This window comes from Devosia insulae DS-56 (assembly GCF_000970465.2).
In the GTDB taxonomy this organism is placed as follows: Bacteria; Pseudomonadota; Alphaproteobacteria; order Rhizobiales; family Devosiaceae; genus Devosia_A; species Devosia_A insulae.
The window spans coordinates 73,306-99,216 of sequence record NZ_LAJE02000285.1; the positions used below are offsets into that span (position 1 = coordinate 73,306).

At 64.2% G+C, this 25,911-nt stretch carries 34 protein-coding genes; 1 reads left to right on the top strand and 33 read right to left on the bottom strand.

The genetic code is table 11. From position 1 onward, the window contains the following. Positions 1 to 82: 82 nt before the first annotated feature. From VW23_RS20145 to VW23_RS20235, 19 genes are all read right to left on the bottom strand, one after another. Positions 83 to 517, bottom strand: coding sequence for a type II toxin-antitoxin system RatA family toxin (locus VW23_RS20145; protein WP_069911321.1), 435 nt, complete (start codon positions 515 to 517; stop codon positions 83 to 85). Then, positions 510 to 1,466: a lipoyl synthase gene (gene lipA / locus VW23_RS20150; RefSeq protein WP_069911322.1), complete on the bottom strand. Its 957-nt coding sequence runs from the start codon at positions 1,464 to 1,466 to the stop codon at positions 510 to 512. The genes VW23_RS20145 and lipA overlap by 8 nt, the downstream gene beginning before the upstream one ends. A gap of 10 nt (positions 1,467 to 1,476) precedes the next feature. Next, positions 1,477 to 1,728, bottom strand: coding sequence for a GlsB/YeaQ/YmgE family stress response membrane protein (locus VW23_RS20155; RefSeq protein ID WP_055877802.1), 252 nt, complete (start codon positions 1,726 to 1,728; stop codon positions 1,477 to 1,479). Between the two features lie 120 nt (positions 1,729 to 1,848). Next, positions 1,849 to 2,106 carry a GlsB/YeaQ/YmgE family stress response membrane protein gene (locus VW23_RS20160; protein WP_055879759.1) on the bottom strand — a complete coding sequence of 86 codons (258 nt, stop codon included), beginning with the start codon at positions 2,104 to 2,106 and terminating at the stop codon, positions 1,849 to 1,851. Between the two features lie 85 nt (positions 2,107 to 2,191). Beyond that, complete coding sequence (gene lpdA / locus VW23_RS20165) at positions 2,192 to 3,634, bottom strand: dihydrolipoyl dehydrogenase (RefSeq protein ID WP_069911323.1); 1,443 nt, start codon at positions 3,632 to 3,634, stop codon at positions 2,192 to 2,194. After that, positions 3,627 to 4,229, bottom strand: coding sequence for a GNAT family N-acetyltransferase (locus VW23_RS20170; RefSeq protein WP_069911324.1), 603 nt, complete (start codon positions 4,227 to 4,229; stop codon positions 3,627 to 3,629). The genes lpdA and VW23_RS20170 overlap by 8 nt, the downstream gene beginning before the upstream one ends. Next, a complete protein-coding gene (locus VW23_RS20175; protein WP_141728405.1) occupies positions 4,226 to 4,750 on the bottom strand; it encodes an N-acetyltransferase in 525 nt (174 codons plus the stop codon). Before VW23_RS20175 ends, VW23_RS20170 begins: the two co-directional genes overlap by 4 nt. Next, positions 4,747 to 5,391, bottom strand: a complete 645-nt coding sequence (locus VW23_RS20180) for an SGNH/GDSL hydrolase family protein (RefSeq protein ID WP_069911326.1) — start codon at positions 5,389 to 5,391, stop codon at positions 4,747 to 4,749. Before VW23_RS20180 ends, VW23_RS20175 begins: the two co-directional genes overlap by 4 nt. 16 nt (positions 5,392 to 5,407) lie before the next feature. Beyond that, the gene (locus VW23_RS20185; protein ID WP_069911327.1) at positions 5,408 to 6,748 is read right to left on the bottom strand and encodes a pyruvate dehydrogenase complex dihydrolipoamide acetyltransferase; all 1,341 of its coding nucleotides are present in this window, start codon (positions 6,746 to 6,748) and stop codon (positions 5,408 to 5,410) included. A gap of 6 nt (positions 6,749 to 6,754) precedes the next feature. Further along, positions 6,755 to 7,201, bottom strand: coding sequence for a nucleoside deaminase (locus VW23_RS20190; protein WP_069911328.1), 447 nt, complete (start codon positions 7,199 to 7,201; stop codon positions 6,755 to 6,757). Positions 7,202 to 7,206: 5 nt separating this feature from the next. Beyond that, entirely contained in the window at positions 7,207 to 8,595 is a 1,389-nt protein-coding gene (locus VW23_RS20195) for a pyruvate dehydrogenase complex E1 component subunit beta (RefSeq protein WP_069911329.1), read from the bottom strand. After that, positions 8,596 to 8,931, bottom strand: a complete 336-nt coding sequence (locus tag VW23_RS20200; RefSeq protein WP_069911330.1) for a hypothetical protein — start codon at positions 8,929 to 8,931, stop codon at positions 8,596 to 8,598. A 10-nt stretch (positions 8,932 to 8,941) separates the two neighbouring features. Then, on the bottom strand, positions 8,942 to 9,952 hold the full coding sequence (gene pdhA / locus VW23_RS20205) for a pyruvate dehydrogenase (acetyl-transferring) E1 component subunit alpha (protein WP_069911377.1): 1,011 nt from the start codon (positions 9,950 to 9,952) through the stop codon (positions 8,942 to 8,944). 127 nt (positions 9,953 to 10,079) lie between these two features. Further along, positions 10,080 to 10,475, bottom strand: coding sequence for an FtsB family cell division protein (locus VW23_RS20210; protein WP_055877826.1), 396 nt, complete (start codon positions 10,473 to 10,475; stop codon positions 10,080 to 10,082). A gap of 223 nt (positions 10,476 to 10,698) precedes the next feature. Further along, entirely contained in the window at positions 10,699 to 11,304 is a 606-nt protein-coding gene (locus VW23_RS20215; RefSeq protein ID WP_069911331.1) for a nucleotidyltransferase family protein, read from the bottom strand. A 48-nt stretch (positions 11,305 to 11,352) separates the two neighbouring features. Next, on the bottom strand, positions 11,353 to 12,627 hold the full coding sequence (gene eno, locus VW23_RS20220; protein WP_055877832.1) for a phosphopyruvate hydratase: 1,275 nt from the start codon (positions 12,625 to 12,627) through the stop codon (positions 11,353 to 11,355). A gap of 103 nt (positions 12,628 to 12,730) precedes the next feature. Beyond that, positions 12,731 to 13,132, bottom strand: a complete 402-nt coding sequence (locus tag VW23_RS20225) for a hypothetical protein (protein ID WP_069911332.1) — start codon at positions 13,130 to 13,132, stop codon at positions 12,731 to 12,733. A 2-nt stretch (positions 13,133 to 13,134) separates the two neighbouring features. Next, complete coding sequence (locus VW23_RS20230) at positions 13,135 to 13,962, bottom strand: AraC family transcriptional regulator (protein ID WP_069911333.1); 828 nt, start codon at positions 13,960 to 13,962, stop codon at positions 13,135 to 13,137. Between the two features lie 45 nt (positions 13,963 to 14,007). Next, positions 14,008 to 14,973 (bottom strand): NAD-dependent epimerase/dehydratase family protein, encoded by a 966-nt coding sequence (locus VW23_RS20235; RefSeq protein WP_069911334.1) that lies wholly within the window; start codon positions 14,971 to 14,973, stop codon positions 14,008 to 14,010. 238 nt (positions 14,974 to 15,211) lie between these two features. Here VW23_RS20235 and VW23_RS20240 point away from each other — a divergent pair, with 238 nt between their 5' ends. Further along, positions 15,212 to 15,760, top strand: coding sequence for a P-loop NTPase family protein (locus VW23_RS20240; RefSeq protein WP_141728407.1), 549 nt, complete (start codon positions 15,212 to 15,214; stop codon positions 15,758 to 15,760). On the opposite strand, the gene dld is transcribed toward VW23_RS20240, so the two are convergent. The 14 genes from dld to rpsH form a co-directional block, all read right to left on the bottom strand. After that, on the bottom strand, positions 15,752 to 17,470 hold the full coding sequence (gene dld, locus VW23_RS20245; RefSeq protein ID WP_069911335.1) for a D-lactate dehydrogenase: 1,719 nt from the start codon (positions 17,468 to 17,470) through the stop codon (positions 15,752 to 15,754). The two genes, VW23_RS20240 and dld, sit on opposite strands and share 9 nt — an antisense overlap. Before the next feature lies 1 nt (position 17,471). Continuing rightward, the gene (locus VW23_RS20250; protein ID WP_069911336.1) at positions 17,472 to 18,515 is read right to left on the bottom strand and encodes an NAD-dependent epimerase/dehydratase family protein; all 1,044 of its coding nucleotides are present in this window, start codon (positions 18,513 to 18,515) and stop codon (positions 17,472 to 17,474) included. A 116-nt stretch (positions 18,516 to 18,631) separates the two neighbouring features. After that, the gene (gene rplQ / locus VW23_RS20255; RefSeq protein ID WP_055996351.1) at positions 18,632 to 19,060 is read right to left on the bottom strand and encodes a 50S ribosomal protein L17; all 429 of its coding nucleotides are present in this window, start codon (positions 19,058 to 19,060) and stop codon (positions 18,632 to 18,634) included. A gap of 145 nt (positions 19,061 to 19,205) precedes the next feature. Continuing rightward, positions 19,206 to 20,225, bottom strand: a complete 1,020-nt coding sequence (locus VW23_RS20260) for a DNA-directed RNA polymerase subunit alpha (protein ID WP_055877867.1) — start codon at positions 20,223 to 20,225, stop codon at positions 19,206 to 19,208. A gap of 103 nt (positions 20,226 to 20,328) precedes the next feature. Then, the gene (gene rpsK, locus VW23_RS20265; RefSeq protein WP_055049094.1) at positions 20,329 to 20,721 is read right to left on the bottom strand and encodes a 30S ribosomal protein S11; all 393 of its coding nucleotides are present in this window, start codon (positions 20,719 to 20,721) and stop codon (positions 20,329 to 20,331) included. 81 nt (positions 20,722 to 20,802) lie between these two features. After that, a complete protein-coding gene (rpsM, locus tag VW23_RS20270) occupies positions 20,803 to 21,171 on the bottom strand; it encodes a 30S ribosomal protein S13 (RefSeq protein ID WP_069911337.1) in 369 nt (122 codons plus the stop codon). Between the two features lie 175 nt (positions 21,172 to 21,346). After that, on the bottom strand, positions 21,347 to 21,916 hold the full coding sequence (locus tag VW23_RS20275; RefSeq protein WP_069911338.1) for an adenylate kinase: 570 nt from the start codon (positions 21,914 to 21,916) through the stop codon (positions 21,347 to 21,349). Continuing rightward, a complete protein-coding gene (gene secY / locus VW23_RS20280) occupies positions 21,913 to 23,247 on the bottom strand; it encodes a preprotein translocase subunit SecY (protein WP_069911339.1) in 1,335 nt (444 codons plus the stop codon). The genes VW23_RS20275 and secY overlap by 4 nt, the downstream gene beginning before the upstream one ends. A 32-nt stretch (positions 23,248 to 23,279) precedes the next feature. Next, positions 23,280 to 23,765, bottom strand: coding sequence for a 50S ribosomal protein L15 (gene rplO, locus VW23_RS20285; RefSeq protein WP_055049090.1), 486 nt, complete (start codon positions 23,763 to 23,765; stop codon positions 23,280 to 23,282). 11 nt (positions 23,766 to 23,776) lie between these two features. Then, positions 23,777 to 23,965: a 50S ribosomal protein L30 gene (rpmD, locus tag VW23_RS20290; protein WP_055877885.1), complete on the bottom strand. Its 189-nt coding sequence runs from the start codon at positions 23,963 to 23,965 to the stop codon at positions 23,777 to 23,779. Between the two features lie 22 nt (positions 23,966 to 23,987). Continuing rightward, the gene (rpsE, locus tag VW23_RS20295) at positions 23,988 to 24,515 is read right to left on the bottom strand and encodes a 30S ribosomal protein S5 (RefSeq protein ID WP_055877888.1); all 528 of its coding nucleotides are present in this window, start codon (positions 24,513 to 24,515) and stop codon (positions 23,988 to 23,990) included. 22 nt (positions 24,516 to 24,537) lie between these two features. Then, positions 24,538 to 24,900 (bottom strand): 50S ribosomal protein L18, encoded by a 363-nt coding sequence (gene rplR, locus VW23_RS20300; RefSeq protein WP_055877891.1) that lies wholly within the window; start codon positions 24,898 to 24,900, stop codon positions 24,538 to 24,540. A gap of 12 nt (positions 24,901 to 24,912) precedes the next feature. Continuing rightward, positions 24,913 to 25,446 (bottom strand): 50S ribosomal protein L6, encoded by a 534-nt coding sequence (gene rplF, locus VW23_RS20305; protein ID WP_069911341.1) that lies wholly within the window; start codon positions 25,444 to 25,446, stop codon positions 24,913 to 24,915. Positions 25,447 to 25,501: 55 nt separating this feature from the next. Continuing rightward, complete coding sequence (gene rpsH, locus VW23_RS20310; RefSeq protein WP_055877895.1) at positions 25,502 to 25,900, bottom strand: 30S ribosomal protein S8; 399 nt, start codon at positions 25,898 to 25,900, stop codon at positions 25,502 to 25,504. Positions 25,901 to 25,911: the final 11 nt, after the last annotated feature.

A 25,911-nucleotide genomic window follows, 5' to 3' on the forward strand; every position in this document is an offset into this window, starting at 1 on the left:
AAGGGGAGAAGGCAGGTCGGTGGTCATTCCGCGATACGTGACTGCCGCGCTTCAGGACAGTGATGAGGCCTATCCCCAGCCCCTACCCGAACCGCCTGTCAGCTTCATCCTCAAACGCGTCGATGATCTCGCTCTGCTTGGCGGCAAAGGCCGGCTCGGCAACCGCGGCGACCAGCGGGTTGGCGATCTTGAAGTCGATGTCGAAGCGGATGCGGGTCCCCTCGCCTTCCACCTCAAAGCTCCATTTGCTGTCGAGATAGGCGAACGGCCCATCGACAGCCTTGGCGGTGATGGTCAGCGCCTGCGGGTCGGCGACCACCCGGCTGGTATAGGCCTGGGTGATCGGGCCGAACTGGATGGTCATCCGCGCCAGGATGCCCTCGCCGGTCGCGTCGTCGCGCACCTCCATCGCCTTGCAGTTGGGGATGAAGCGCGGATAGGCCTCGAGGTCGGAGACCAGATCGAACATGCGCTGCGGCAGATGCGGCGAATGCCGCTCGAGGAAGAGATCAGCCATGGGCGAGTTTGGCCATCCGGTTGGCGCGAAGCTGTTCGAAATCTTCGCCGGCGTGGTGCGACGAGCGGGTCAGCGGGCTGGAGGAGACGAGGAGGAAGCCCTTGGTCGTCGCCACGGTGGCGAACGACTTGAACTCCTCGGGGGTGACGAAGCGCTGCACCGGGTGGTGCTTCTTGGTCGGCGCCAGGTACTGGCCGATGGTCAGGAAATCGACATCGGCGGAGCGCAGGTCGTCCATCAGCTGCAAGACTTCGTTCCGCTCCTCGCCGAGCCCGACCATGATGCCGGACTTGGTGAACATGGTCGGATCGAGTTCCTTCACCCGCTGCAGCAGCCTGATCGAGTGGAAGTAGCGGGCACCGGGACGGACTTTCAGGTACTTTGACGGCACCGTCTCGAGGTTGTGGTTGAACACATCGGGCTTGGCGGCGACGACGATCTCCAGCGCGCCTTCCTTACGCAGGAAATCCGGCGTCAGGATCTCGATGGTGGTCTTCGGTGTGCGGGCACGGATGGCGCGGATCACCTGGGCGAAGTGCTCGGCGCCGCCGTCGGGCAGGTCGTCGCGATCGACCGAAGTGATCACCACGTGCGCAAGGCCGAGCTTTTCGACGGCGTTGGCGACTTTCTCGGGCTCCATCGGATCGAGGGCGGTCGGCAGGCCGGTGCGCACGTTGCAGAAGGCGCAGGCGCGGGTGCAGATCTCGCCCATGATCATCATGGTGGCGTGCTTTTTACTCCAGCACTCGCCGATATTCGGGCAGCCGGCTTCCTCGCAGACGGTGACGAGACCATTCTCGCGCACGATCTGCTGGGTCTCCTTATAGATGGGAGAGCCCGGTGCCTTGACCCGGATCCAGTCCGGCTTTCGCAGCATCTCGTTTTCAGGCCGGTTGGCCTTTTCCGGGTGCCGCGGGCGGGTGTCTAAACTGTCGATCAGGGTGACCAAGAGGCGTTCCTTAGCCGGCAATGAGCCTGGCAATAACGACAACGATGATAGCACCAACCGTCGAAGTGATGATCTGCGTGACGATCGGGCTCTTGATGCCGAGGTTGATATTGAGGGCGGTGAACAGATAGCCGCCCACGAACGAACCGATGACGCCGCTCACCAGGTAGGTGATCAACCCGCCGCCGCCGACCACGAGACTGGCGAGGAAGCCAGCGACGAGACCGATGACCAGAAAGATGACCAGCGAGCGCGTGTCCATACGACCCATTTGAGACTCTCCCCCAAACTGCTTTTCCGGCAGACCCATTGTCTTACCCCTGTTTGACCCCAAGTCGATATCGCGTCTCGACATGGCAGGTTCAACCCCGACGGGCCTGCTCTATTTGGTGATCAGCCGTGCAATCAGCAGCACCACGATGGCGCCGATGGTGGCGGTGACGATCTGGCTGACCAGGGCATTGCCGATCGGCAATTCGACCTTGGCCAGCGTCAGCAGATAAGCGCCGACGACCGAGCCGATGACCCCGACGATCAGGTTGCGCAGCAACCCACCGCCGCCCAGGATCAGGCTGGCGATCCAGCCGGCGACGAGGCCGATGCCGAGGAAGATGAGCAGCGAGGTGATTTCTGGCGACATGAACGGAATGTCCTCGGGTGGAACCGGGTGGTTCATCTGGTCTTAGTCCGCGCGCGAGTTAGATACTTTTGGCCGCTACGCGCGCCTAGATGTTGAGCGCGCGGCCGTAAGCGTCGAGTACCGACTCTTTCATGGTCTCAGAAAGGGTCGGGTGCGGGAAGATGGTGTGCATCAACTCTTCCTCGGTAGTCTCGAGCCCCATGGCCACGACAAAACCCTGGATCAGCTCGGTGACTTCCGCACCCACCATGTGGGCGCCGAGCAGCTCGCCGGTCTTGGCGTCGAAGATGGTCTTCACCAGCCCCTCGGGCTCGCCGAGTGCGATCGCCTTGCCATTGCCGACGAACGGGAAGCGGCCAACCTTGATCTCGCGACCGGCTTCCTTGGCCTTGGCCTCGGTCAGCCCAACGCTCGCCACCTGCGGCTCGCAATAGGTGCAACCTGGGACCTTCAGCTTGTCGAGACCGTGCACGCCCTTGAGGCCGGCAATGGTCTCGACGGTGATGACCGCCTCGTGCTCGGCCTTGTGGGCCAGCATCGGCGGGCCGGCGACGTCGCCGATGGCCCAGACGCCCGGCACATTGGTGCGGCCGTAATTGTCGATGACGATGGCGCCGCGCTCGATCTTCACCCCGAGCTTTTCGAGCCCGAGATTCTCGGTGTTGCACTGGACGCCCACAGCCGAGATCAGCGCATCGGCCGAAATGGTCAGCTTGTCGCCGGTCTTGGGTTCGATATGGGCAGTGATGCCGTCCTTGGTCTTATCGACCTTGGCCACCTTGGCATCGGTGATGATCTTGATGCCGCGCTTTTCGAAGCGCTTCTTCACATGCGCGGCGATCTCGGCATCCTCGACCGGCAGGATGGTGGGCAGCAGCTCGACCACCGTCACTTCGGCGCCGAGCGAGCGGTAGAACGAGGCGAACTCCATGCCGATGGCGCCCGACCCCATGATCACCAGCGACTTTGGGAACTTTGCCGGCTTCATCGCCTCGAAATAGGTCCAGATCTTTTCGCCATCGGGCTCGATGCCGGGCAGGACGCGCGGCCGCGCCCCGGTGGCGATGATGATGTGCTTGGCCTTGTAGGTGCCTTCGGGCAAAACCGTCTTGGGCTGCGGCCACTGCGGCTCGACCGGCTTCTTGGTCATTTTCTTGACCACGATCTCGCCGGGCGCCGTCAGCTGCGCCTCGCCCCAGATGATGTCGACCTTGTTCTTCTTCATCAGGAACTGCACGCCATTGTTCATCTGCCCGGCGATCTTGCGCGAGCGGTCGACGATGGCGGCAATGTCGAAGCCGAACTCACGGGCTGAGAGGCCATAGTCCTTGGCGTGGCCCATATGGCCGTAGATCTCGGCGGAGCGGAGCAGCGCCTTGGTCGGGATGCAGCCCCAGTTGGAGCAGATGCCGGCCATGTGCTCGCGCTCGACGATGGCGGTCTTCAGACCCAGCTGCGCCGCGCGGATCGCGGCGATATAGCCGCCCGGACCGGCGCCAATGACGATGAGATCGTATGAGTCAGCCATGTTGTTGGTCCTTCATCATCAATAGCCAGTCGCTGCCACGGGCCGGCCCGTTTGGGTAGTTGCGCATCGGCCGCGACGCGGAAACCTTGAAACCTTCGCGCTCGTAGAGCTCTCTTGCCCGTACGTTCACGTCTTCAGTGATCAGCGCCAGGCCGGTGCTACCGGCTTCGGCGCGCTTCGTTTCGGCCAGCTCGAGCAGCAAGCCGCCGACGCCGTGCCCACGCCACGGCGCATGCACCGCCAGCATCGAAATGAACCAGTGCCCAGCGGACAGCCACTCGAGCTCGACGATCGGCACCAGAAAGTCCTCCAGGTCGTCGGGAAACGGCCCCATGACATCGGGCTCCGGGTAGCCGAGCAGCATGCCCACCACTTCGCAATCGCTCTCGGCGATCGTCGCATTACGCCAGTTCAGCTCATCGCGCTCGTCGAGCATGTCCAGCCGGCCGACTTCGATCGGGTCGTAGGTGCCCTCCGCGCGCGCATCGTACGCCCAGCCCATGCCGATGCCGCCATGCGTCGCAATGTTGACCAGGAGCGCGATCTCACTCGCGTCAGCCTTGGTCGCCGGGCGAATGGCGATCGGGGCGGTCAATGCACAGTCTCCCGCACCAGCAGCACCCACGTCACGGGCGCCGCTACAGCCCCGTAGGCGCCACCACACTCGGCGCGAGCGGTAAAACCTTCACCTTTGAACCATGCAATCAGGTCCTGGGCCGTACGACCCACGATAGTGCTGACGCCGGAGAGCCCAGCCGAGCTCGCACGCCGGACCGCTTCATTGAGCAACAGCCTCTCCACTCCCCGGTCCAGCCAGTCCGGGTCGACGCCAAACCCTTGAATGAGCCATGTACCCGCAGCGAGTGCCTCGATCTCAGCAAACAGGCCATGCTCGATCCGCACAAATGCCCACGGCCGAGATGCCTCACCTTCAACGACACGCCCGGTGAGCATGCCAATTTTCTTAAGATTGGCCTCTGCCCACGACACAGTCGAGACTTTTCGATCCCCGCCGCCTGTACCCGGCATAGACATGCCGTTGTCCCACGCACATCTCGGCAGTGGCTGACGAAAATCGTCCGGCTCCGCCCCGCGAATGGCGATCGGCGCGGTCACAGGCCCAATACCTGTTTGACCAGCGGTGCGAGGCCCTCGCCGATGGCGCGGGTATTGGCAGCGTCGAGATGTACGCCGTCAGCCGGGTGCGGCTGGGCGACGGTCGCGGCATCGAAGAAGCCGGTGCCGTATTCATCGGCGCGCAGCTTGTACCACTGCGCGAAGAGCTTCGATTGCCCGATCGCCGCATCGCCGAAATGCAGCAGCATCTCCGGGTGATCGGTGTCGCTGATATGCGGCGGCGCGACGAGGATGATCTTCGGCGCGATGTCGCCGGGTTTCTGGTAGTGCCCGCGGGTGATCTGTACCAGCCGGCGCATGCCATTGGCGGCTTCCTGCGCCGTGCGGCCGTGGAACGGCTTCAGGTCGTTGGTGCCCAGCATGATGATGACCAGGTCGAGCGGCGAGTGCGACTCGAGCAGCGTCGGCAGTAGCCGCGCGCCGTTACGATCGGCCGCCGCCCAGCCGTCATTGTGCACGGTCGTCCGGCCGCCGAGACCCTCGGCAATGACGCGGGCCTTACCCTCCAGCGCGCGCTCGAGGGCGGTCGGCCAGCGATCCTCGTACGGATGACGCGGACCGCCCGGGATCGGGTTGGCGCCGAAGGTGAGGCTGTCGCCGAAAGCGAGGATGGTCTTCATCGCGAAGCCCCTGCCCTCAAGCCAGCATCATCACGGGGTTTTCGATCAGGCCCTTGAAGGCAGCCAGCACTTCGGCGCCGAGCGCGCCGTCAACCGCACGATGGTCACAGCTGAGCGTCACGGTCATGAAGTTGGCGACCTTCACCTGGCCCTTCTCGGCATAGACGCGTTCCTCACCGACACCGACCGCCAGGATGGTGCCGTGCGGAGGGTTGATGACGGCCTGAAAGTTCTTGATGCCGTACATGCCGAGGTTGCTGACCGAGGAGGTGCCGCCCTGGTATTCCTGCGGCATCAGCTTCTTGGAACGCGCGCGACCGGCCAGATCCTTCACTTCCTCGGAGATCTGCCGCAGCGATTTGGTATCGCAGGCCTTGACCACCGGGGTGAACAGCCCGCCCGGCACGGCCACCGCAACCGCCACGTCGGCGTGCTTGTGGTAGAGGATCGAGTCGCCCGCCCAGGTGGCGTTGGCGGTCGGCACCTTCATCAGCGCCGCGGCCCAGGCCTTCATGACGAAGTCGTTGACCGAGAGCTTGTAGGTGGGCTTGCCGTCCTTGAGGGGCGCCGCGGCATTGATCTGTTCGCGGGCTTCGAGCAGCGCGTCGATCCTGCAGTCGAGCGACAGGTAGAAATGCGGAATGGTCTGCTTGGCCTCGGTGAGGCGCGCCGCCACGACCTTGCGCATGCCGTCATTGGGGACGATGTCGTAGCTGCCCTCGGGGTAGAGGGCCATGACCTGCGCTTTGCTCATGCCGCCGGCGAGAGCAGCTCCACCCGAAGCTGCCGCAGTGGCGGGGGCCGGAGCGGCCTTCAGCGGCGCCTTGCCGGACTTGGCGGCTTCGACGTCGGAGCGGACGACGCGGCCATGCGGGCCCGAGCCCGAGATGGCGCTGAGCTCGATGCCGGCTTCCTTGGCGAGGCGCTTGGCCAGCGGCGAGGCAAAGACGCGGGCGCCGTTCGCCGCGGGAGCAGCGGCAGGCTTCGCCGGCGCGGGGGCCGGGGTAGCAGCAGGAGCGGGCGCGGCGGCCGGAGCCTCGGCCTTGAGCGGTTCCGGCGCCTTGGCGGCCGGAGCGGCAGCGGGGGCCGGGGTCTTCACGTCGGCGGCGGTTTCGCCTTCGGTGAGGATCACTGCGATCACCGCGTTGACCTTGACGTTCTCGGTGCCCTCGGGGACGACGATCTTGCCGATCTTGCCCTCGTCGACGGCCTCGACTTCCATCGTCGCCTTGTCGGTCTCGATCTCGGCGATCACGTCGCCGGAGGAGACGCTGTCGCCCTCCTTGACGTGCCACTTGGCGAGCTTGCCCTCTTCCATGGTGGGAGAGAGCGCGGGCATGGTGATGTTGATGCTCATGGTGCCTTACTCGCCGATATCTTCGTTCCAGAGTTGCGGGTGCTTCTCGATGAAATCCGCCATCATGTGCTCGCAGCGTTCGTCGTGGTAGTCCACCACGTCAACGCCGGCCAGTGACAGGACATCCTGGAAGCCTTTGAAATTCTTCGATTCTGCCACGACCACCCGGGTGATGCCGAACTGGATGATGGTGCCGGTGCACATCATGCAGGGGCTGAGCGTGGTGTAGCAGGTTACGTCCTTGTAGGTGCGCTGCCGGCCGGCGTTCTGGATCGCGTCCATTTCGCCGTGCAGGATCGGATCACCCTTCTGCACGCGCCGGTTGTGGCCGCGGCCGATGATCTCGCCGTTGCGCACCAGCACCGAGCCGATCGGGATGCCGCCCTCGGAGAGGCCCAGTTGGGCCTCCTCATAGGCTGCATCGAGAAACTTCCGATCGAGTTCGGTCACCATCAGCGTCAGCTCCGATAGGTCACGGCGTTCACCGCCGCGATGACCTCATCGACATTCGGCAAAGCCAGCTTTTCGAGGTTCGCGGCGTAGGGCATCGGGACATCCTTGCCGGTGACTCGGGTCGGCGGGGCGTCGAGATAGTCGAACGCCCCGGCGGTAACGACGGCCGAGAGTTCGGCACCAATGCCGCCCTGCGGCCAGCCTTCCTCGACGGTAACGAGGCGGCCGGTCTTCTTGACCGACTCGATGACCGTTTTGGTGTCCATGGGCCTCAGGGTGCGGAGGTCGATCAGCTCGACATCGACGCCGGCCGCGACCAGTTTTTCGGTCGCCTGGGTGGCGTAGCGCATGCCCATCGAGAACGAGACGATGGTGACGTCCTTGCCCTGCCGGGCGATCCGCGCCTTGCCGATCGGCAGCACGTAATCATCGACCTTGGGCACGAGGCCGGTCGAGCCGTAGAGGATTTCGTTCTCGAGGAAGACGATCGGATTGTTCGAGCGGATCGCTGCCTTGAGCAGGCCCTTGGCATCGGCGGCGCTATAGGGCGCGACGACGTAGAGGCCGGGCACGTGGCTGTACCAGGCCGAATAATCCTGGCTGTGCTGCGCGCCGACGCGGGCCGCGGCGCCGTTCGGGCCACGGAAGACGATCGGCGCGGTGACCTGGCCGCCGGACATGTAGAGCTGCTTGGCGGCGGAGTTGATGATCTGGTCGATCGCCTGCATGGCAAAGTTCCAGGTCATGAACTCGACGATCGGCCGGAGGCCGGCAAAGGCCGCGCCGACGGCGAGGCCGGCAAAGCCGTGCTCGGTGATCGGGGTATCGACGACGCGCTCTGGGCCGAACTCCTGCAGCAGGTTCTGGCTGATCTTATAGGCGCCCTGGTACTCGGCCACTTCCTCGCCCATCAGGAAGATGTCCTTGTCGCGGCGCATCTCTTCGGCCATCGCCTCGTTGAGCGCCTGGCGAACGGTCATTTCGACCATCTCGACGCCGGCGGGCAGATCCGGATCGGATGCCGCTTCGAGGATGGCGACGGGCGTTACGCCGGCCGGGGCGGCCGGCACGGTATCAGTTGACTCGACCTTGACGGGCGCCACATCGACCGGCTTGAGCTGTGCGCTGTTCGCTTCGGCATCGCCGGGCACTTCGCCCTCACCCAGCACCAAAGCGATCGGGGCGTTGACCTTCACGCCCTCGGTGCCCTCGGGCACGATGAGCTTCTGGACCACGCCGCTATCGACGCTCTCGACCTCCATGGTCGCCTTGTCGGTCTCGATCTCGGCCAATACGTCGCCGGGCTTTACCGTGTCGCCTTCCTTGACCAGCCATTTCGAGAGTTTCCCCTCTTCCATGGTCGGCGAGAGGGCGGGCATCAGGATCGTGGGCATTCAGCTCTCCAGACTGGAGGATGGATTGGCGAGGACGGCTTGGTCCTCATGGGTATTGTTCTGCTGCTCGGCGCCGAGCAGGATACCGGCAGCGGCGCCGGCGATCACCGCCAGCATGAAAACCAGAAACGCCAACCGGTAGCGCCGGATATGCGGCTCGACCGCGGTTCCGGCAGCAGCGCGGATTTCGCCGAAGCGCCAGCCGCCCAGGGCAAACCAGCTCTTCCAGCGTTGCCCGGCGGGCGTCAGCGCAACGATCTGCAGCGCCGCCATCAACGCCACCAGCCAGGCGCCGACTGTGGCGACCGCAACGATAGCGAAGAGCGCGACGGCCACCGGATCCGCCTCATGCCGCGTAGATGTCGGTCCAGAGCTCCGACGCCGCCGGCTCCGGATCGGAGGTGGCGAAATCGGCGGCCTCGGTGACGATGGCGCGGATCTCGGTCTCGAGTTCCTTGAGGCTCTCCTCGGTGCCGTAGCGCTTCTCGAGGATACGCTGCTTCACCTGCTCGATTGGATCGTGCTCGGCACGCATGGTCGAGACTTCGTCCTTCGAACGGTATTTCGCCGGGTCGGACATCGAGTGGCCTCGATAGCGATAGGTCAGCATCTCGAGGATGTAGGGGCCCTTCCCCGACCGCGCATGCTCGATGGCGCGCTTGGCGGCGTCATAGGTCATGCGGACATCCATGCCGTCGACCTGTTCGCCCTCGATGCCGAAGGAGATGCCACGCTTCGAAAAGTCCGGCTGGCCGGAGGCACGCTCGACCGAGGTGCCCATGCCGTAGCGGTTGTTCTCGACGATGTAGACGGCCGGCAGGTTCCAGAGCTTGGCCATATTGAAGCTCTCGTAGACCTGGCCCTGGTTGGCCGCGCCGTCGCCGAAATAGGAGATCGAAACGGTGTTGTCGCCGCGATACTTGCTGGCAAACGCCAGGCCGGTGCCGAGCGACACCTGGGCGCCGACAATGCCGTTGCCGCCATAGAAGCGGTGCTCGTTGGAGAACATGTGCATCGAGCCGCCCTTGCCCTTCGACAGGCCGCCCTGGCGGCCGGTCAGCTCGGCCATCACGCCCTTGGGGTCGAGGCCCATGACCAGCATGTGGCCATGGTCGCGATAGCCGGTGATCTGCGCATCCTTGCCCTTCTGCGAGGCCATGGTGACGCCGGTGACCACGGCTTCCTGGCCGATATAGAGGTGGCAGAAGCCGCCGATCAGGCCCATGCCGTACATCTGGCCGGCCTTCTCCTCGAAGCGGCGGATCAGCAGCATTTCGCGGTAGGCGGCGAGTTCCTGTTCCTTGCTGAGTTCGGGGACATTGGACTTGGCCGTTTTGGCCACCGCTTTACGCGCCATGGGCGAGAGCTCCGGAATATGGATAAGCCGCATCGATGTCGCACGGCACAGGAGCCGCGAACCGCTGGAGCTTAGCGCAATAATGTGACGGAGGCGAATCCGCGCGGCGTGTGAAGAAACGGCGCTATCAGTCTATGCCGTCTTCGATAATTCCGCTTAACTGATCTGTGGTTGATGCAGTATCTGAACTGGAAAGCGGTTTACCGTTGGCCGGGTTGACCATCACCACGATGTCATCGGCCTGCGCCATCGAGAGCAGCGCCCTCGCCCGCTCCGAGACCAGGTCCGGATCCATCCGCGTGGTCTGGAACAGCTCGATCCGGTGGCGGAACGAGTCGATCTCGGCCTGCAGCGCGCCGGACTTGGCGCCCAGCTCATCGATCTCGGCCTCGAGCACATCCTGGCTCTCGATGCCGAACTGCCCGGTAACGACACTGTAGCCGAGATAGCCCTGGAAGGCGATGAGCCCCAGACCGAGGACGACATGGCGCCAGAAGGCAGGGCGTTTCAAACGGGTGGGCATGGACGAGCTTCGCCTGGTTCTCTTGCGATCCTTATAGTTCACCGGGGCTTAACGGGTGGTTGCGGGTGAGCCGGACTGATAGAGACGGCCCCCTCCCGGCCTCCCCCATAAAGGGGGAGGTGCTCCGCCGGTGTGCCTGGCACGATCGAAGAAAGAGCCCCGACTCTTCACCTCCCCCTTTATGGGGGAGGCCGGGAGGGGGTCGTCTGCCGGCAGTCAGCCCCTACCAGGCTTCGACCACAATCTCCGGCCACACCGACCTCGCCCGCTCAGCCTTCTTCTCGTGCGTGGCGCGATTGTTCATCCGCCGGTTCGGTACGATGCGGAAGCTGAACAGGTCGTCGAGGCCGAATGGGGTATAGAGCTCGATCTCCCCTGCCCCATCCAGACGGGCACCGACCGCATGGGTGAGCGAGGCAAAGCGGTCGATGGCTTCGCGCGACGAGCTTAGCGCCGGATAGGCTTCGCCGAAGCGTTGGGGGTACCAGAGGTGCACCCGCGCCTGGTTGCGCAGCTGCACCGGCAGCGGCAGGCCGGCAAAGACCTGATCGGCGCGCTTGATGGCGCGATCCTCCGCCTCGTAGCTCAGGTCCGTGGCGTCGAAGTAGAACAGGTCGATGTCGTTGATGCCGGTCAGCGGTGGCCGCCCGGTCAGGTGGTTCCAAACCGCATTGTAGATGGCGCCGGAGACCAGCCAGGTATCGGGCAGATCCAGGGCCGGCAGACGCTCCAGCACATCGATCAGCAGCGGCGTGGAGCGGACGATGTCGCAGAGGGCTGCGGCCTGGGTCGCGGCGGGTAGGCCGGCAAATCGGAGGTGGTTGGTCATCACGCGACGGTAGCCGATTCAGCTACCGCCGCGTGTCAGGGTTTTGGATCAGGCCTTCAAAATGCTGCGGCCGGCATACTTGGCCGAGGTGCCGAGCTGCTCTTCGATGCGGATCAGCTGGTTGTACTTGGCGAGCCGATCGGAGCGCGAGAGCGAGCCGGTCTTGATCTGCCCGCAGTTGCAGGCGACGGCGAGGTCGGAGATCGTCGAGTCCTCGGTTTCGCCCGAGCGGTGCGACATCACCGAGGTATAGGCGGCGCGGTGGGCGGTATCGACGGCGTCGAGCGTCTCGGAGAGCGAGCCGATCTGGTTCACCTTGACGAGGATCGAGTTGGCGACGCCCATCTTGATGCCGGAGCGCAGGCGCTCGGTGTTGGTGACGAACAGGTCGTCGCCAACCAGTTGCACTTTCTTGCCAAGCAGGTCAGTGAGCGCCTTCCAGCCCTCCCAGTCGTCCTCGGCCATGCCGTCCTCGATGGAAATGATCGGGAACTTGTCGACGAGGCCGGCGAGAAATTTGGCGTTGTCCTCGGATGACAGCGTCTTGCCTTCGCCTTCCATGGCGTATTTGCCGGCTTTGAAGTACTCGGTCGAGGCGCAATCGAGGCCGAGATAGACGTCCTTGCCGGCGGTGTAGCCGGCCTTCTCGATCGACTTGACGATGTACTCGAGCGCCGCCTCGGCCGACTTGAGGTTCGGCGCGAAGCCGCCTTCGTCGCCGACATTGGTGTTGTGGCCGTCGGCAGCGAGACCCTTCTTCAGGGTGTGGAATATCTCCGAGCCGATCTGCACGGCATGCGCAATGCTCTCGGCCCCAACCGGCAGGATCATGAATTCCTGCATGTCGATCGGGTTGTCGGCGTGCGCGCCGCCATTGATGATGTTCATCATCGGCACCGGCAGGACGTGGGCGTTGGGGCCGCCAATGTAACGGTAGAGCGGCAGTTCGCTCGATTCGGCGGCGGCCTTGGCGACGGCAAGCGAGACGCCGAGGATGGCGTTGGCGCCCAGCCGCGACTTGTTCGGGGTGCCGTCGAGTTCGATCAGGGCGCGGTCGACGCCGATCTGGTCGAGAGCGTCGAGGCCCTGGATCTCGGCGAAGATTTCGGTGTTGACGAAATCGACCGCCTTGGTGACGCCCTTGCCGAGGAACGGCTTGCCGCCGTCGCGGAGTTCCACGGCCTCATGCGCGCCGGTCGAGGCGCCCGAGGGCACCATGGCGCGGCCAAAGCTGCCGTCATCGAGCACCACATCCACCTCGACGGTCGGATTGCCGCGGCTGTCGAAGACCTGCCGGCCGGTGATGTCGATGATGGTAGACATGTGCGTGACCCCTTGTCCGTGCAATCGATTGCTCGGCCCTTGTTAGAGAAGGGACATGACACAGTGAAGGGGGACCGGGAGAAAATTTCGCATCCCCCTGCCCTCAGGCTTCGGCCGCGCGGCGGGTAGCGACGAAGGCTGGCCCGTTCGGCAGGCGGTCGGTGGTCGGGCTCGTGTCGTCCAGCACGCGCCAGAACGGCGTGATGGCTTCGACCGGCATGCCCGCAGCGTAGGCCTCGAGGGCAGCTTCGGCGACGGTGCGGAGGTGGTAGCCGGTATAGATCGGACAGGTCACCTCGGCATGGTGACGCTCCGCCAGCGCGCGCCGCATCGCCTTGGTGTCGACGGTTTGGCCGGGCGGGATGGCCGACATGAAGTCGGCGATCATCCGCGCGGTGGGCACCAGCATGATCTGGCCGGCGCGCATGCCGGCGATGCTGATCGGGGCTGGTTTCACCACCGGCTCGGCCGGAGCGTTGAGCTTTTCGGTCCAGGACTTGCCCATCTTCACACCAGCGGCAGGTAGAGGATGGTCAGCAGTTCGGACGGCGCGGTGTCGCGCGGGCTGTTGAGGTACTCCTCCAGCACCGGCGCATCGGCAATGTCACGGCCCGATTGCGGCAGCCAGGTGCCGAACAGCCAGTTGTACTCGGCGCGCATGTCGGCATAGGGCCCCTTGTGACGGAGCACGGCATAGTCCCCGGCGCGGGTCGCGCTGACCGGCAGACCCGCCGATGGAGAGCTGATGGTCGCGGCCGCCGCGGAGCGGAGTTCGTCCACCGGCACTGCGCTCGGATCATCGCCATAGACACCGAACATGCGGGTGTTCTGGTCGATCAGGCCAGCCGCGCCGAGGCGGCCGAACAGCCGGTCGAAGGCCATGCCGATATTCATGTAGTCGCCAAGATGCGGCTCAGTGGCGATGGTCATCGCCGGCAGGTGGCGGATCTCGACGGCGTAGTGCGGCGTCGGCGCGCCGTTCTGCGCCGGGTTGAATGCGGTGTGACTGCCTTCGCGACGATAACGGGCCGGCGGCATGCCATAGGCCTCGGCGAAGATGCGGGTGAAGGACTGCAGGTTGTCGTAGCCGGAACGCCTGGCTATCGCCTCGACCGGCGCGTCGGAGTTGGCGAGCTCGTTGGCGGCCCGCATCAGGCGGAGGCGGCGAACCGCGGCTGCCGCGGTCTCGCCGCGCATCGCCGAATAGACGCGATGCCAGTGCCAGGGCGACATCGCCGCGACATCGGCGAGGCGCCCGAGGTCGAGCGGCTGATCGAGATGCTCGTAAATGTAGGCGGTAACGCGGTTGATGCGGTCTTCGTAGCTGTGGGTCATGGGCTTACCTCGTGATGCGCGATGGTGTGCCATGAGCCGATTTCACTAGTCTTGCGGACCTTGGACCTTGGCGTTGTCGACCAGCCAGCTGACCGCCTCCTGCACCGCTTCCAGCGAGGAATAGCGCGGGGCGAAACCGAGCAGGCGCTTTGCCTTCTCCATCGAATGACTGGGGCTGCGCACGATGTGCTCCCAGGTGGCGTTGGCTTCGTCGGCGTCCTGCCCGGCCTTCCACTGCTCGAACGGCAGGTAGCTCAGCTTGGGCTCGTGACCGAACCAGCGGTACATCGCTTCGGCGTAGCCGCGCAGGTTGATGGCCTGCGGCGAGACGGCGTTGAAGGCCTCGCCGATGGCGGTCGAGCGGTTGGCGATGATCGCCATGATCAGCCGCGCCAGGTCGTCGGCATGCACGTGGTGGACGGTTTCGAGCCCGAAGTTCGGCAGCACCAGTTCCTCGCCGCGGGCAATCTGCGAGAACACCTCGGCATTGAAGTGCCCCGCCGGGTTCAGCGGCGCCCAGCCGGGGCCGACGATATGGCCGGGACGAAACACGGTGGCCGGAAAGCCGTGGCGACGCGCCTCGTCAAGCAGGTAGCTCTCGATCGCCGCCTTCTGCGTGCCGTATTCGCCGAAGGGGTTGCGCGGCTGGTCTTCGGTGGCGGGTACGGCAGTGTTGTGGCCATAGACCCAGATTGTGCCGCAGTGGATGAAGTGTTGCACCTTGCCGCGCAGCGCTTCGACCAGTTGCTGGGCGCGCGGCAGCACAAAGCAGATCATGTCGACGACGATGTCGGCCTCGAGCGCCGCGATGGCGGTGCCGAAGCTGCCCTCGTGCTCGGCGGCGTCGCGATCGATGAGGACCGTCTCCACCCTGCCCCAGGCGGCATTGGGCGTATACGGCTTGCGGTGCCCGCGGGTGACGTTGATGACGTGATGACCGGCCTCGACCAGCCGGGGCACGAGGTAAGTGCCGACATGGCCGCTGCCTCCAATGATAACTACCTTGGCCATGACGCTGTCCCTCCACGAACGAAAGGCGGTGCACTGGCACCGCCCTTCACACATTCTAGCCGCAGCGCAGCGGCGGAGGAAAGTCGCTTACTGCAGCAGCTCGGCATTGGCGTCGATGGCCGCGAGACGCGCTGCAGGCGATCCGCAGCGCCACCGATCTGACCTCTCGCCTCGTCCGGCCGGATACAGTATAAGCCGCGTCCCCCGGAACCGGGGTTACTGAACATTGGGGGTGAAAATGGACGTGCTGCCACTCTCGGCGCTTGGCGAACGCATCATGATCTGCGGGCCGTCGAACTCCGGCAAGTCGACGCTCGCTGTCGCGCTGGCAAACAAGATCGGCGCCGAACCATTCCACGTCGACCTGTTCCGGCACCTGCCCAACACCAATTGGGAACAGCGGCCGGACGAGGAGTTTCACGCGCTGCATGACGCCGCGATCCTCAGGGAGCGCTGGGTAATGGACGGCAACTACTCGAGCCTGATGCCGCAGCGCTTTGCTCGCGCCACGGGCGTCATCCTGCTCTACGACAGCCACTGGGCGAACTTCCGGCGCTACCTGTGGCGCACGCTGTTTCAGAAAGACCGCGTCGGAGCCCTGGCCGGCAATCAGGACAGCCTGAAGTGGGAGATGATTCGCTGGATACTCGTTGTCCAGCCGACCCGCCGCGAGCGCGATCGAACCCGCGTCCGCGCCGCAGGGCTGCCGCTGGTCGAGGTGAACTCGATGGAGGAGCTGAAGCGGCTCTATGCCGAGTGGGGTCTCACTCGCCAACTCTCAGTGTGAGTGCTCGTGGTGGTGGTGATGATCGCCGGCGTAGTGCCGGTGCTTGGAGTCGTCGCCGATCCCGGGGTTGAAGCTGTTGGTCGGGTCGAGCGCCCGGAAGAACGCCTGCTGCTCCGGCTTTGACGCATAGACGTGGCCGACATTGTGCTCGGCGGGATATTGCGCGCCGCGCTGGTCGAGCACATCAAGCATGGCATCCTTCACCTCATGCGGGTCGGCACCCTTTGCCAGCACGTAGTCCTGGTGGAAGACGTGGCAGAGGAAGTGGCCGTAGTAGAGCTTTAGCTTGAGCTGGCTGTCGATTGCCGCCGGCAACTGCTCGTACCAATCGTAATCGTTGCGGCGGAGCGCGATATCGAGCGCCAGCAGGCCGCCCGAAGTCTTCTCATGCATCAGCGCGTAGCGGATGGCAGCCCCGGCCGCAGCGAAGCGGTGAAGGAAGGCCTGTGCGCCCTCCTTGGGCGTGCACTTGAAGTAGGCGCCATTGGCCCCCTCGGCGAACACCCGGTCCAGCAGCGCTTCGGCTTCGGCGATGCCGTCGCCCGACATGCGCAGCATCAGGTGGTGCTCGTAGCGGTCGCGATAGTCGAGCAGGCGCTGCGGCAGGTGCTCGGGGAACAGGTGGCTCATGCCCTGCAGGATGCGGTCGGAGAGCTGCTTGGGCAGCAGCGGCAGCTTGTTGAGGGTGGCATCCACCCTGCCCTTCAGGTTGAAGAAGCTCGGCATCACCTCGGTGCCGAAGCGCTGGATGACGAGGAAGGTATCCTTACCGTGGCTGCGGGCGACGTCGAACATGTCGCGATGCATATATTCGCCGGCGACCGGCAAGGCGTTGAGGCTCAGCAGTTGGCGGCGCAGCCGGGTCAGCACCGCGACATCGTTGGTGCCGATATAGAACACCTGCTCGGCGCCCTGCTTCTCGAACGTATCGAGACGGACCGCGAACACCGCGAGCTTGCCGGCGCTGCCGGAGGCCTCGTGCAGGCGTCGCGGGTCGGCGTTGAAGCGTGCGGCGGTCGGCTCATCGATCTGGCGCACCCGCTCGGCATACTCGCGGTCCGAGGCGAGGCCGACATTGTGCAGCACGTCTTCCGCGGCATAGCTGCCCGACTGCAGGCGGCCGAGGATCTCCTCGGGGGTGCTGCCAAGCTCGATGCCGAGGTGGTTGACCAGCTCCAGCCGGCCGTCGGCGCCGAGCTGGGCGAACAGCGACAGCTCGGTATAGGCCGGACCGCGGTGGACCAGCGAGCCGCCGGAATTGTTGCAGACGCCACCGACGATCGAAGCGCCGAGACAGGACGAACCGATCACCGAGTGCGGCAGCCGGCCGATCGGCTTCAGCAGCTTCTCCAGCTTGTCGAGCGTGCTGCCGGGGAAGCTGACGATCTGCTTGCCGCCGTCGAGCAGTTGGATATCGGCAAGGCGCAGCGTATTCACCACGACGACCGGACGATCATAGTGGCCGCTGGGCGTCGAGCCCTCGGTGAGCCCGGTATTGGCGGCCTGCATGATGACGATGGCGTCGTGGCGAACCGTTGCCTCGAGCACCCGCCACAGCTCCAGGAGCGTGCCGGGCTTCGCCACGGCAACGGCATCCCCCTCGCCTGAACGGAAACCACGGCGGTAGCGCTCGGTGTTCCGATCGCCGGTGATGAGGTAGCGGCGCCCGACGGCGGCGCGGAGATCGTCGATCAGCTCTGTGGTGGGCACGTCACGTGGTCTTCTGTTTCACCATTCCGAGGCGGATGACGCTGTCTGCGGTGGCGAGGATCGAATCCTTGGCGGAAATGAACTTGCGGCCCAGCAGTTTCTCACCTTTCGAACCGTCGAACACCTTCTCGTTGCCGATGTCGTTGATGATCTGGCGCGCCGGCCCGCCGAACGACGCGATCAACTTGATGATCCAGTCCGGCACGGTCTTGCTGGTGACGTTCCATTCCGGATGCGCGGCGCGCAGGATATTGCCGACCTCAGGAAACGGCACATACTCCGCCGTCGCGAGATAGCGCTGGCCCACCGTCTCGGGCTTGTCGAGAGCGGCGAGGTGCAGCGCCGCCACATCGCGCACGTCGATGATCGAGAAGCCGTTGGAGGGCATGGCCGGCGTCGAGCCATTGAGCAGGCCCGAGACCAGCTGCAACGAGATGCTGGCGTCCTTGTCGAGCGCCGGCCCGATAATGGCGCCCGGATGGACAGTGGTGAGGCCGATGCCGTGCTGCTTCGCAAAATCCCAGGAGAACTGCTCCGCCTTGGTCTTGCCGATGCAGTAGGCCCAGGTCCAGCGCATGTTGTCGAGATTGGTGAAGTAGGTCTCGTCATAGACGCGGCGCCCGCTGGTCTGGCCGTGGCCGTAACCGACCGTGGCGATCGACGAGGTCATGATGATGCGCTTGATGCCGGCGTCGTTGGCGAAGCGGAAGACCCGCTGGGTGCCCTCGAGCGCCGGGCGGATGACGAGGCTCTGGTCCTTGGGCTCATCGGCACGGATGGCAGTGGCGATGTGCATGACGGTGGCGACGCCCTGCATCGCCGCGGCCCAGCCCTTGTCGTCGAGCAGATCCGCTTCCACCAGTTCGAGGCGGTCAAGCGGCCCCTGCCCCAGCTCGCCCAGCAGCGTCGCCCGAACCTCTTCGGAGCGCCCCAGCGAGCGCACCGTGCCGCGTACGCGGTGCCCTGCCCTCAGCAGCTCCAGCACCGTCCACTTGCCGACGAAACCGGTCGCGCCGGTGACGAGGATGAGGCCCTGATCCGACATTCCACTCTCCCCAAATGAGTAACGCCATTACGGCGTGGATTACATTCCCCGGTCAAACGAAAAGGCGGCCCGGATGAACCGGACCGCCTTTTGAACTTCTAGCGATAACCTCGGGCTTACGCCGCGGCGGCTTCGTCGTCGGTCTCGCGCGCCTCGACCGGACCCGAGTCGAGGCCCTTGGCGTCGACGTCGCGGTCGACCAGCTCGATGACCGCCAGAGCGGCATTGTCGCCGTAGCGGAAGCCGGCCTTGAGGATGCGGATATAGCCGCCGTTACGATCCTTGTAGCGCGGACCGATGGTGGCGAAGAGCTTCTGCACCTGGGTCTCATCGCGCATCTGGGCGATAGCCTGGCGGCGGGCATGCAGGTCGCCGCGCTTGCCCAGCGTGATCAGCTTCTCGACGATCGGACGCAGTTCCTTGGCCTTGGGCAAGGTGGTCACGATCTGCTCGTGCTTGATCAGCGAAGCCGACATGTTGGCGAACATGGCCTTGCGATGAGCAGAGGTCCGGTTGAGCTTACGGTTCGAATTACCGTGGCGCATTTTGTTACTCCCTAAGGCCCGGGCGTCTCACGACGGGCGGTTAGTGCTGTGGATCACTTCGCTGAAGTGATCCACGTATTGGGTTGTCGCGCTTTCGAACCGGAAAAGTCTGCAACTTTTCCTGAAAACGCTCCGGTTGGCCTGCTTAATAATGGTCTTCGTAGCGCTTGGCCAGATCGTCGATGTTCTCAGGCGGCCAGTTCGGCACGTCCATCCCGAGGTGCAGGCCCATCTGAGCCAGCACTTCCTTGATTTCGTTGAGCGACTTGCGGCCGAAGTTCGGCGTGCGCAGCATCTCGGCTTCGGTCTTCTGGATCAGATCGCCGATATAGACGATGTTGTCGTTCTTCAGGCAGTTGGCCGAACGGACGCTGAGCTCGAGCTCGTCGACCTTCTTGAGCAGCGCCGGGTTGAAGGCCAGCTCCGGGACGGTGTCCTGGGTCTTTTCCTTGGTCGGCTCTTCGAAGTTGACGAACACCGACAGCTGGTCCTGCAGGATCCGCGCAGCGTAGGCCACGGCGTCTTCCGGCGAGATGGCGCCATTGGTTTCGACGGTCAGGGTCAGCTTGTCCTTGTCGAGGCTCTCGCCGGCACGGGTCGCATCAACCTTGTAGGAGACGCGGCGCACCGGGGAGAACAGCGCGTCGACCGGGATGTAGCCGATCGGCGCGTCGTCGGGACGGTTCTTGTCGGCCGGGACATAGCCCTTGCCGGTGTTGACGGTGAACTCGATGTTGATCTCAGCACCATCGTCGAGGTGGCAGATCACCAGATCGGGGTTCAGCACTTCGATGTCGCCGGTGACCTTGATGTCGCCGGCAACGACGGCACCCGGGCCCTGCTTGGTGAGGGTCAGACGCTTCGGACCTTCGCCACCCATCTTGAGGGCGATTTCCTTGACGTTGAGCACGAGGTCGGTAATGTCTTCACGCACGCCGGGAAGCGACGAGAATTCGTGCAGGATACCGTCAATCTGGATCGCGGTAACGGCCGCGCCCTGGAGCGACGAGAGCAGCACGCGACGCAGCGCGTTGCCGAGCGTCAGGCCGTAGCCGCGCTCAAGCGGCTCCGCCACGACCGAAGCCGTGCGCACGCTATCGCTGCCCGAAACGATGTCCAGTTTGGTCGGCTTGATGAGTTCCTGCCAGTTCCGCTGGATGGTCACGGTGGTGTCCTTTCAAATGGGCGGTCCGCCTAACCGCCTGTCCGCTATGCAATGTACCTATCCCGGCGCGAGGGGCGCGCCGGGAGATCTACCGTAACGGAGGTTAGACGCGGCGACGCTTGCGCGGCCGGCAACCGTTGTGCGGGATCGAGGTGACATCGCGAATGCTGGTGACGTTGAAGCCAGCAGCCTGCAGCGCACGAAGCGCCGACTCACGGCCCGAACCAGGACCGCGCACTTCGACCTCGAGGGTCTTCATGCCGTGTTCCTGGGCCTTCTTGGCCGCGTCTTCCGCCGCAACCTGGGCGGCATACGGGGTCGACTTACGCGAACCCTTGAAACCCATCACGCCCGAGGACGACCAGGAGATGGTGTTGCCCTGCACGTCGGTGATGGTGACCATGGTGTTGTTGAACGACGCATTCACATGCGCAACGCCATTGGTGATATTCTTGCGCTCTTTGCGACGAACGCGCGCGACTTCAGCTTTTGCCAATTTGCTTCCTCAGTTCGATATCGACGCTGCCGTAGTTCCAGCAGCTACATCAGGATGCGGAGAGGTGCTCCGCGACCCGAATTACTTCTTCTTGCCGGCGATCGGCTTGGCCGGACCCTTGCGGGTGCGGGCATTGGTGTGGGTACGCTGACCACGGACCGGCAGGCCCTTGCGGTGACGCAGGCCACGGTAGTTACCGAGGTCCATGAGCCGCTTGATGTTCATCGCCACGTTACGGCGCAGATCGCCCTCGACGACGTAGTCGCGATCGATCGCTTCACGGATCTGGATCACTTCAGCGTCAGTCAGGTCGTTCACACGACGCTCAGCCGGGATACCAACCTTCTCGGTGATCTCCTGGGCGAACTTCGAGCCGATCCCATGAATGTACTGAAGCGCGATCACCACGCGCTTGTTGGTCGGAATATTGACGCCAGCAATACGGGCCACGTCCGCTCTCCTATAGTCGGCAGCTCACGCTGCCCGTTTGATAACGACAAGGGACCGGAATTCCGCTCCCCACTCCTTGAGGAACCGAATCCAGCCCGATAATCCATGAGACTGGCGCGGTTCATAAGGGCAAGGTCCGGCAGAGTCAACTGCTGAGCTCCTGCCCCGAGGTATACTAGTTATGCACGGCCCGGCGGATGGCCGCCGTCACATCGTCGACCGGCTGCATGCCGTCGACCGACTTCAACAGGCCCTTGCCGCGGTAGAACTCGACCAGCGGCGCGGTCTGCTCGCGATAGACGCTGAGGCGGTTGCGAAGCACCTCCTCATTGTCGTCACCGCGGGCAACACCCGATTCCTTGGCCCGCTTGGCAATCCGCCCGACGAGCACGTCGGCGTCGGCGGTGATTTCGATCACCGCGTCGAGCTGCATGCCCTTATCGGTCAGCATCTCGTCGAGCGCCTCGGCCTGCGGAATGGTCCGCGGGAAACCGTCGAGCACGAAGCCGGCCTTGCAGTCATCCTGGTCGAGCCGTTCGGAGACGATGCCGTTGACGATCTCGTCCGAGACGAGGTCGCCGCGATCCATGACCTCCTTGGCAGCCAGACCCATCGGGGTCTTGGCGGCGATGGCGGAGCGCAGGATATCGCCGGTCGACAGCTGCGGGATCCCGTAGCTATCGATCAGCACCTTCGCCTGCGTGCCCTTACCGGCGCCCGGAGGTCCCAGAAGGATCAGCCTCATTTACGCTTGCCCCCAAGGCGCGACCGCTTCACCAGGCCTTCGTACTGCTGGGCGATCAGGTGGCTCTGCACCTGGGTCACCGTATCCAGCGTCACCGTCACGATGATCAACAGCGAGGTACCGCCGATGAACTGGCTGACGTTGAGCTGGCTGTGGATCATCTCGGGGATGAGCGCCACGACGGTCAGATAGAGGGCACCGATCACCGTGATGCGGGTCAGCACGTAGTCGATATAGGTCGCCGTCCGCTCGCCCGGACGAATGCCGGGAATGAAGCCGCCGGAGCGCTTCAGGTTATCCGCGGTATCGGTCGGGTTGAAGACGATCGAGGTGTAGAAGAAGGCGAAGAAGATGATCAGCACCGCGAACAGGATCAGGTAGAGCGGCTGGCCACGGCCGAGCAGCGCTGCCGTCACCGACAGCCACTGCGGCGCATCACCCTGCGCCGCGAACGACGCAATGGTGGCGGGCAACAGCAGCAGGGACGAGCCGAAGATCACCGGGATAACGCCCGAGGTGTTGAGCTTCAGCGGCAGGTGCGAGGTGTCGCCCTGGAACATCTTGTTGCCGACCTGGCGCTTCGGATACTGGATCAGGAGCCGGCGCTGGGCGCGTTCGAAGAAGACGATGACGGCAATGACGGCAACTGCAATGACCAGCAATCCGACGACCCAGATGGTCGGCAGCGCGCCGGTACGGCTCAGCTCGAGGGTCTGCACCACCGTCGCCGGCAGGTTCGCCACGATACCGGCAAAGATGATCAGCGAGATACCGTTGCCGATGCCGCGCGAGGTGATCTGCTCACCCAGCCACATCAGGAACATGGTGCCGCCGACCAGCGTGATGACGGTCGAAAGGCGGAAGAACCAACCTGGATCGATCACGACGCCCTGGCTGCCCTCGAGACCGATGGCGATGCCATAGGCCTGCACGGCGCAGAACAGCACGGCGAGATAGCGCGTGTACTGGTTGATCTTGCGACGGCCGCTCTCACCTTCCTTGCGGAGGGCTTCGAGGCGCGGCGACGCCGTGGTGATCACCTGCACCACGATGGATGCGGTGATGTAAGGAATGAGGTTCAGCGCGAAGATCGCCATGCGCTGCACGGCACCGCCGGCAAACATGTCGAACATGCCGAAAATGCCCTGCTGCGCCTGCTCGAAGGTCTGGCGGTAGGCATCGGGGTCGATACCGGGCACCGGGATGTAAGTCCCGAGCCGATAAACGAGAAGCGCACCCAGTGTGAACCAGATGCGCTGCTGAAGGGCCTTCGCTTTCGCGAAGGTCCCGAAGTTCAGATTCTTGGCCAGCTGTTCGGCTGCGGACGCCATAGTCGCTCCCTTTAGAATGGGGCCAGGCGCTCTTAGGCGTCAGCCTTCACTTCTGCCTGAGGCATATCGACCTTGCCGCCTGCCGCTTCAATAGCAGCGAGCGCACCCTTGGTCGCGTGAGCAACCTTGAAGGTCACCTTCTTGGCAGTGAAACCGGAGCTGCCGATCAGCCGAACGCCATCGAGCTCGCGACGGATCACGCCGGCCTTCACGAGAGCGGCCGCATCGACCACGCCCTTGATGTCCAGCTTGCCGCTGTCGATGTAGTTCTGCACGCGGTCGATACGCAGCTGGTTCCACTTCTTGGGATTCAGAGCGTTGAAGCCGCGCTTCGGCATGCGCATGTGCAGCGGCATCTGGCCGCCTTCGAAGCCGTTGATGGCGACGCCGGAACGGGCCGTCTGGCCCTTACCGCCGCGACCACCGGTCTTGCCGACGCCCGAGCCGATACCACGACCGACGCGCACGCGCTTCTTGTTGGCGCCCGGGTTGTCCCGGAGTTCGTTCAAACGAGTCATTGTTCTCGTCCTTATTTGGCGTCGACGACGCGCACGAGGTGCGGGATCTTACGGATCATGCCGCGAACCTCGGGGGTGTCCTTGAGGGTCGACTGCTTGCGGATCTTGTTCAGCCCCAAACCGATAAGGGTGGCGCGCTGGTCCTGCGGACGGCGCGTCGGGCTGGCGATCTGCTCGATGGTGACGGTCTTGTCGGCCATTGTTCTAACTCCCAAGCCCTAATCAGGCTTCGACGGTCTCGCCACGGCGAGCCTGCAGGTCGGAGACCTTCAGGCCGCGGCGGGCGGCGACCGAACGCGGGCTATCAACGCGCTTCAGCGCATCGAAGGTGGCCCGCACCATATTGTAGGGATTGGCGGTGCCCTGCGACTTCGCCACGATGTCGTTGACCCCGAGGGTCTCGAACACAGCGCGCATCGGGCCGCCGGCGATGATGCCGGTGCCGGGGACGGCGGCACGCAGGATGACCTTGCCGGCGCCGTGGTGGCCGACCACATCGTGGTGCAGCGTACGGGCTTCGCGCAGCGGAACGCGGATCATCTGGCGCTTGGCCTGCTCGGTCGCCTTGCGGATGGCCTCAGGCACTTCACGCGCCTTGCCGTGACCAAAGCCAACGCGGCCCTTCTGATCACCAACCACAACCAGGGCGGCGAAGCCGAAACGACGGCCACCCTTCACAACCTTGGCGACGCGGTTGATGTGAACCAGCCGGTCGACGAATTCGCTATCGCGCTCTTGAACGTCTCTCATCGAATTTTCCTTTGTCGCCGGATCAGAACTGCAGGCCGCCTTCGCGGGCCGCATCACCAAGGGCCTTTACACGGCCATGGTAGAGGTAGGCACCACGATCGAACACGACCGTCGACACCTTGGCAGCAAGACCACGCTCGGCAATCAGCTTGCCGACAGTGGCTGCGGCCTCGGCGGTCGAGCCGTTCTTGACCTTGGCCTTGACGTCCTTATCGACGGTCGAAGCGGCAGCAAGCGTGCGGCCGGATGCGTCGTCGATGATCTGGGCGTAAATATTCTTGTCCGAGCGGTGCACGGACAGACGCGGGCGGCCATTGGCGTTGGCCTTGAGCGCCTTGCGAACTCGGGCCTTGCGGCGGTCCGCACCTTTGAGGCTGATGGGCATCTCGTGCGCTCCTTACTTCTTCTTGCCTTCTTTGCGGGCGATGTACTCGCCCACATAACGCACGCCCTTGCCCTTGTAGGGCTCCGGCGGACGCCAACCGCGAATGTCGGCGGCCACCTGGCCAACCAGCTGCTTGTCCGAGCCGGTCACGACCACTTCGGTCTGCGTCGGCGCCGTGAGGGTAATGCCAGCCGGAGTGTTGAACACCACTTCGTGGCTGAAGCCGAGGCTCAGCTTCAGATCCTTGCCCTGCATGGCGGCGCGATAACCAACGCCCTGGATCTGCAGCTTCTTCTCGAACCCAGCACTGACGCCGATCACCATGTTGTTGATCAGCGCGCGGGTGGTCCCCCAGGCAGCCCGAGCTTCCTTGCTCTCATTGGCCGGCTCGATGACGATGCCGCCATCGGTCTGCTTGGCGTTCACGATATCCATGAGCGTCAGCGACTGCTCGCCCTTCGGCCCCTTTGCGGTGACCTGGCGATCGCTGATCGTGACGGTGACGCCACTGACCGGAGCAATCGGCTTTTTGCCTGTACGGGACATTCTTTTCTACTTCCTTCGGAGTAATCGTCACACCGACGGCTTCAAGGCATAAGCCTTAGAAGACGCGGCAGAGTACCTCGCCACCCAGGTTCTGGGCTTTAGCTTCATGATCGGCCATCACGCCCTTGGGGGTCGACAGGATCGACACACCGAGGCCATTGGCAACCGAGGGGATGTTCTTGACCGACGCATAGACGCGACGGCCAGGACGCGAGACGCGCTCGATGGTGCGGATGACCGGAGCGTTGTCGGAGTACTTCAGCTCGATGTCGAACTGGGCGACGCCGTTGTCCATCTTGCTTTCCGAGTAGCCGCGGATGAAGCCTTCCGACTTCAGCACGTCGAGCACACGGCCACGCAGGGTGGACGCCGGAGTCTGGACGACATCGCGACGGCGCATCTGCGCGTTGCGGATGCGGGTCAGCATATCGCCGATCGGATCAGTAAGGCTCATTGTCTTCGTCT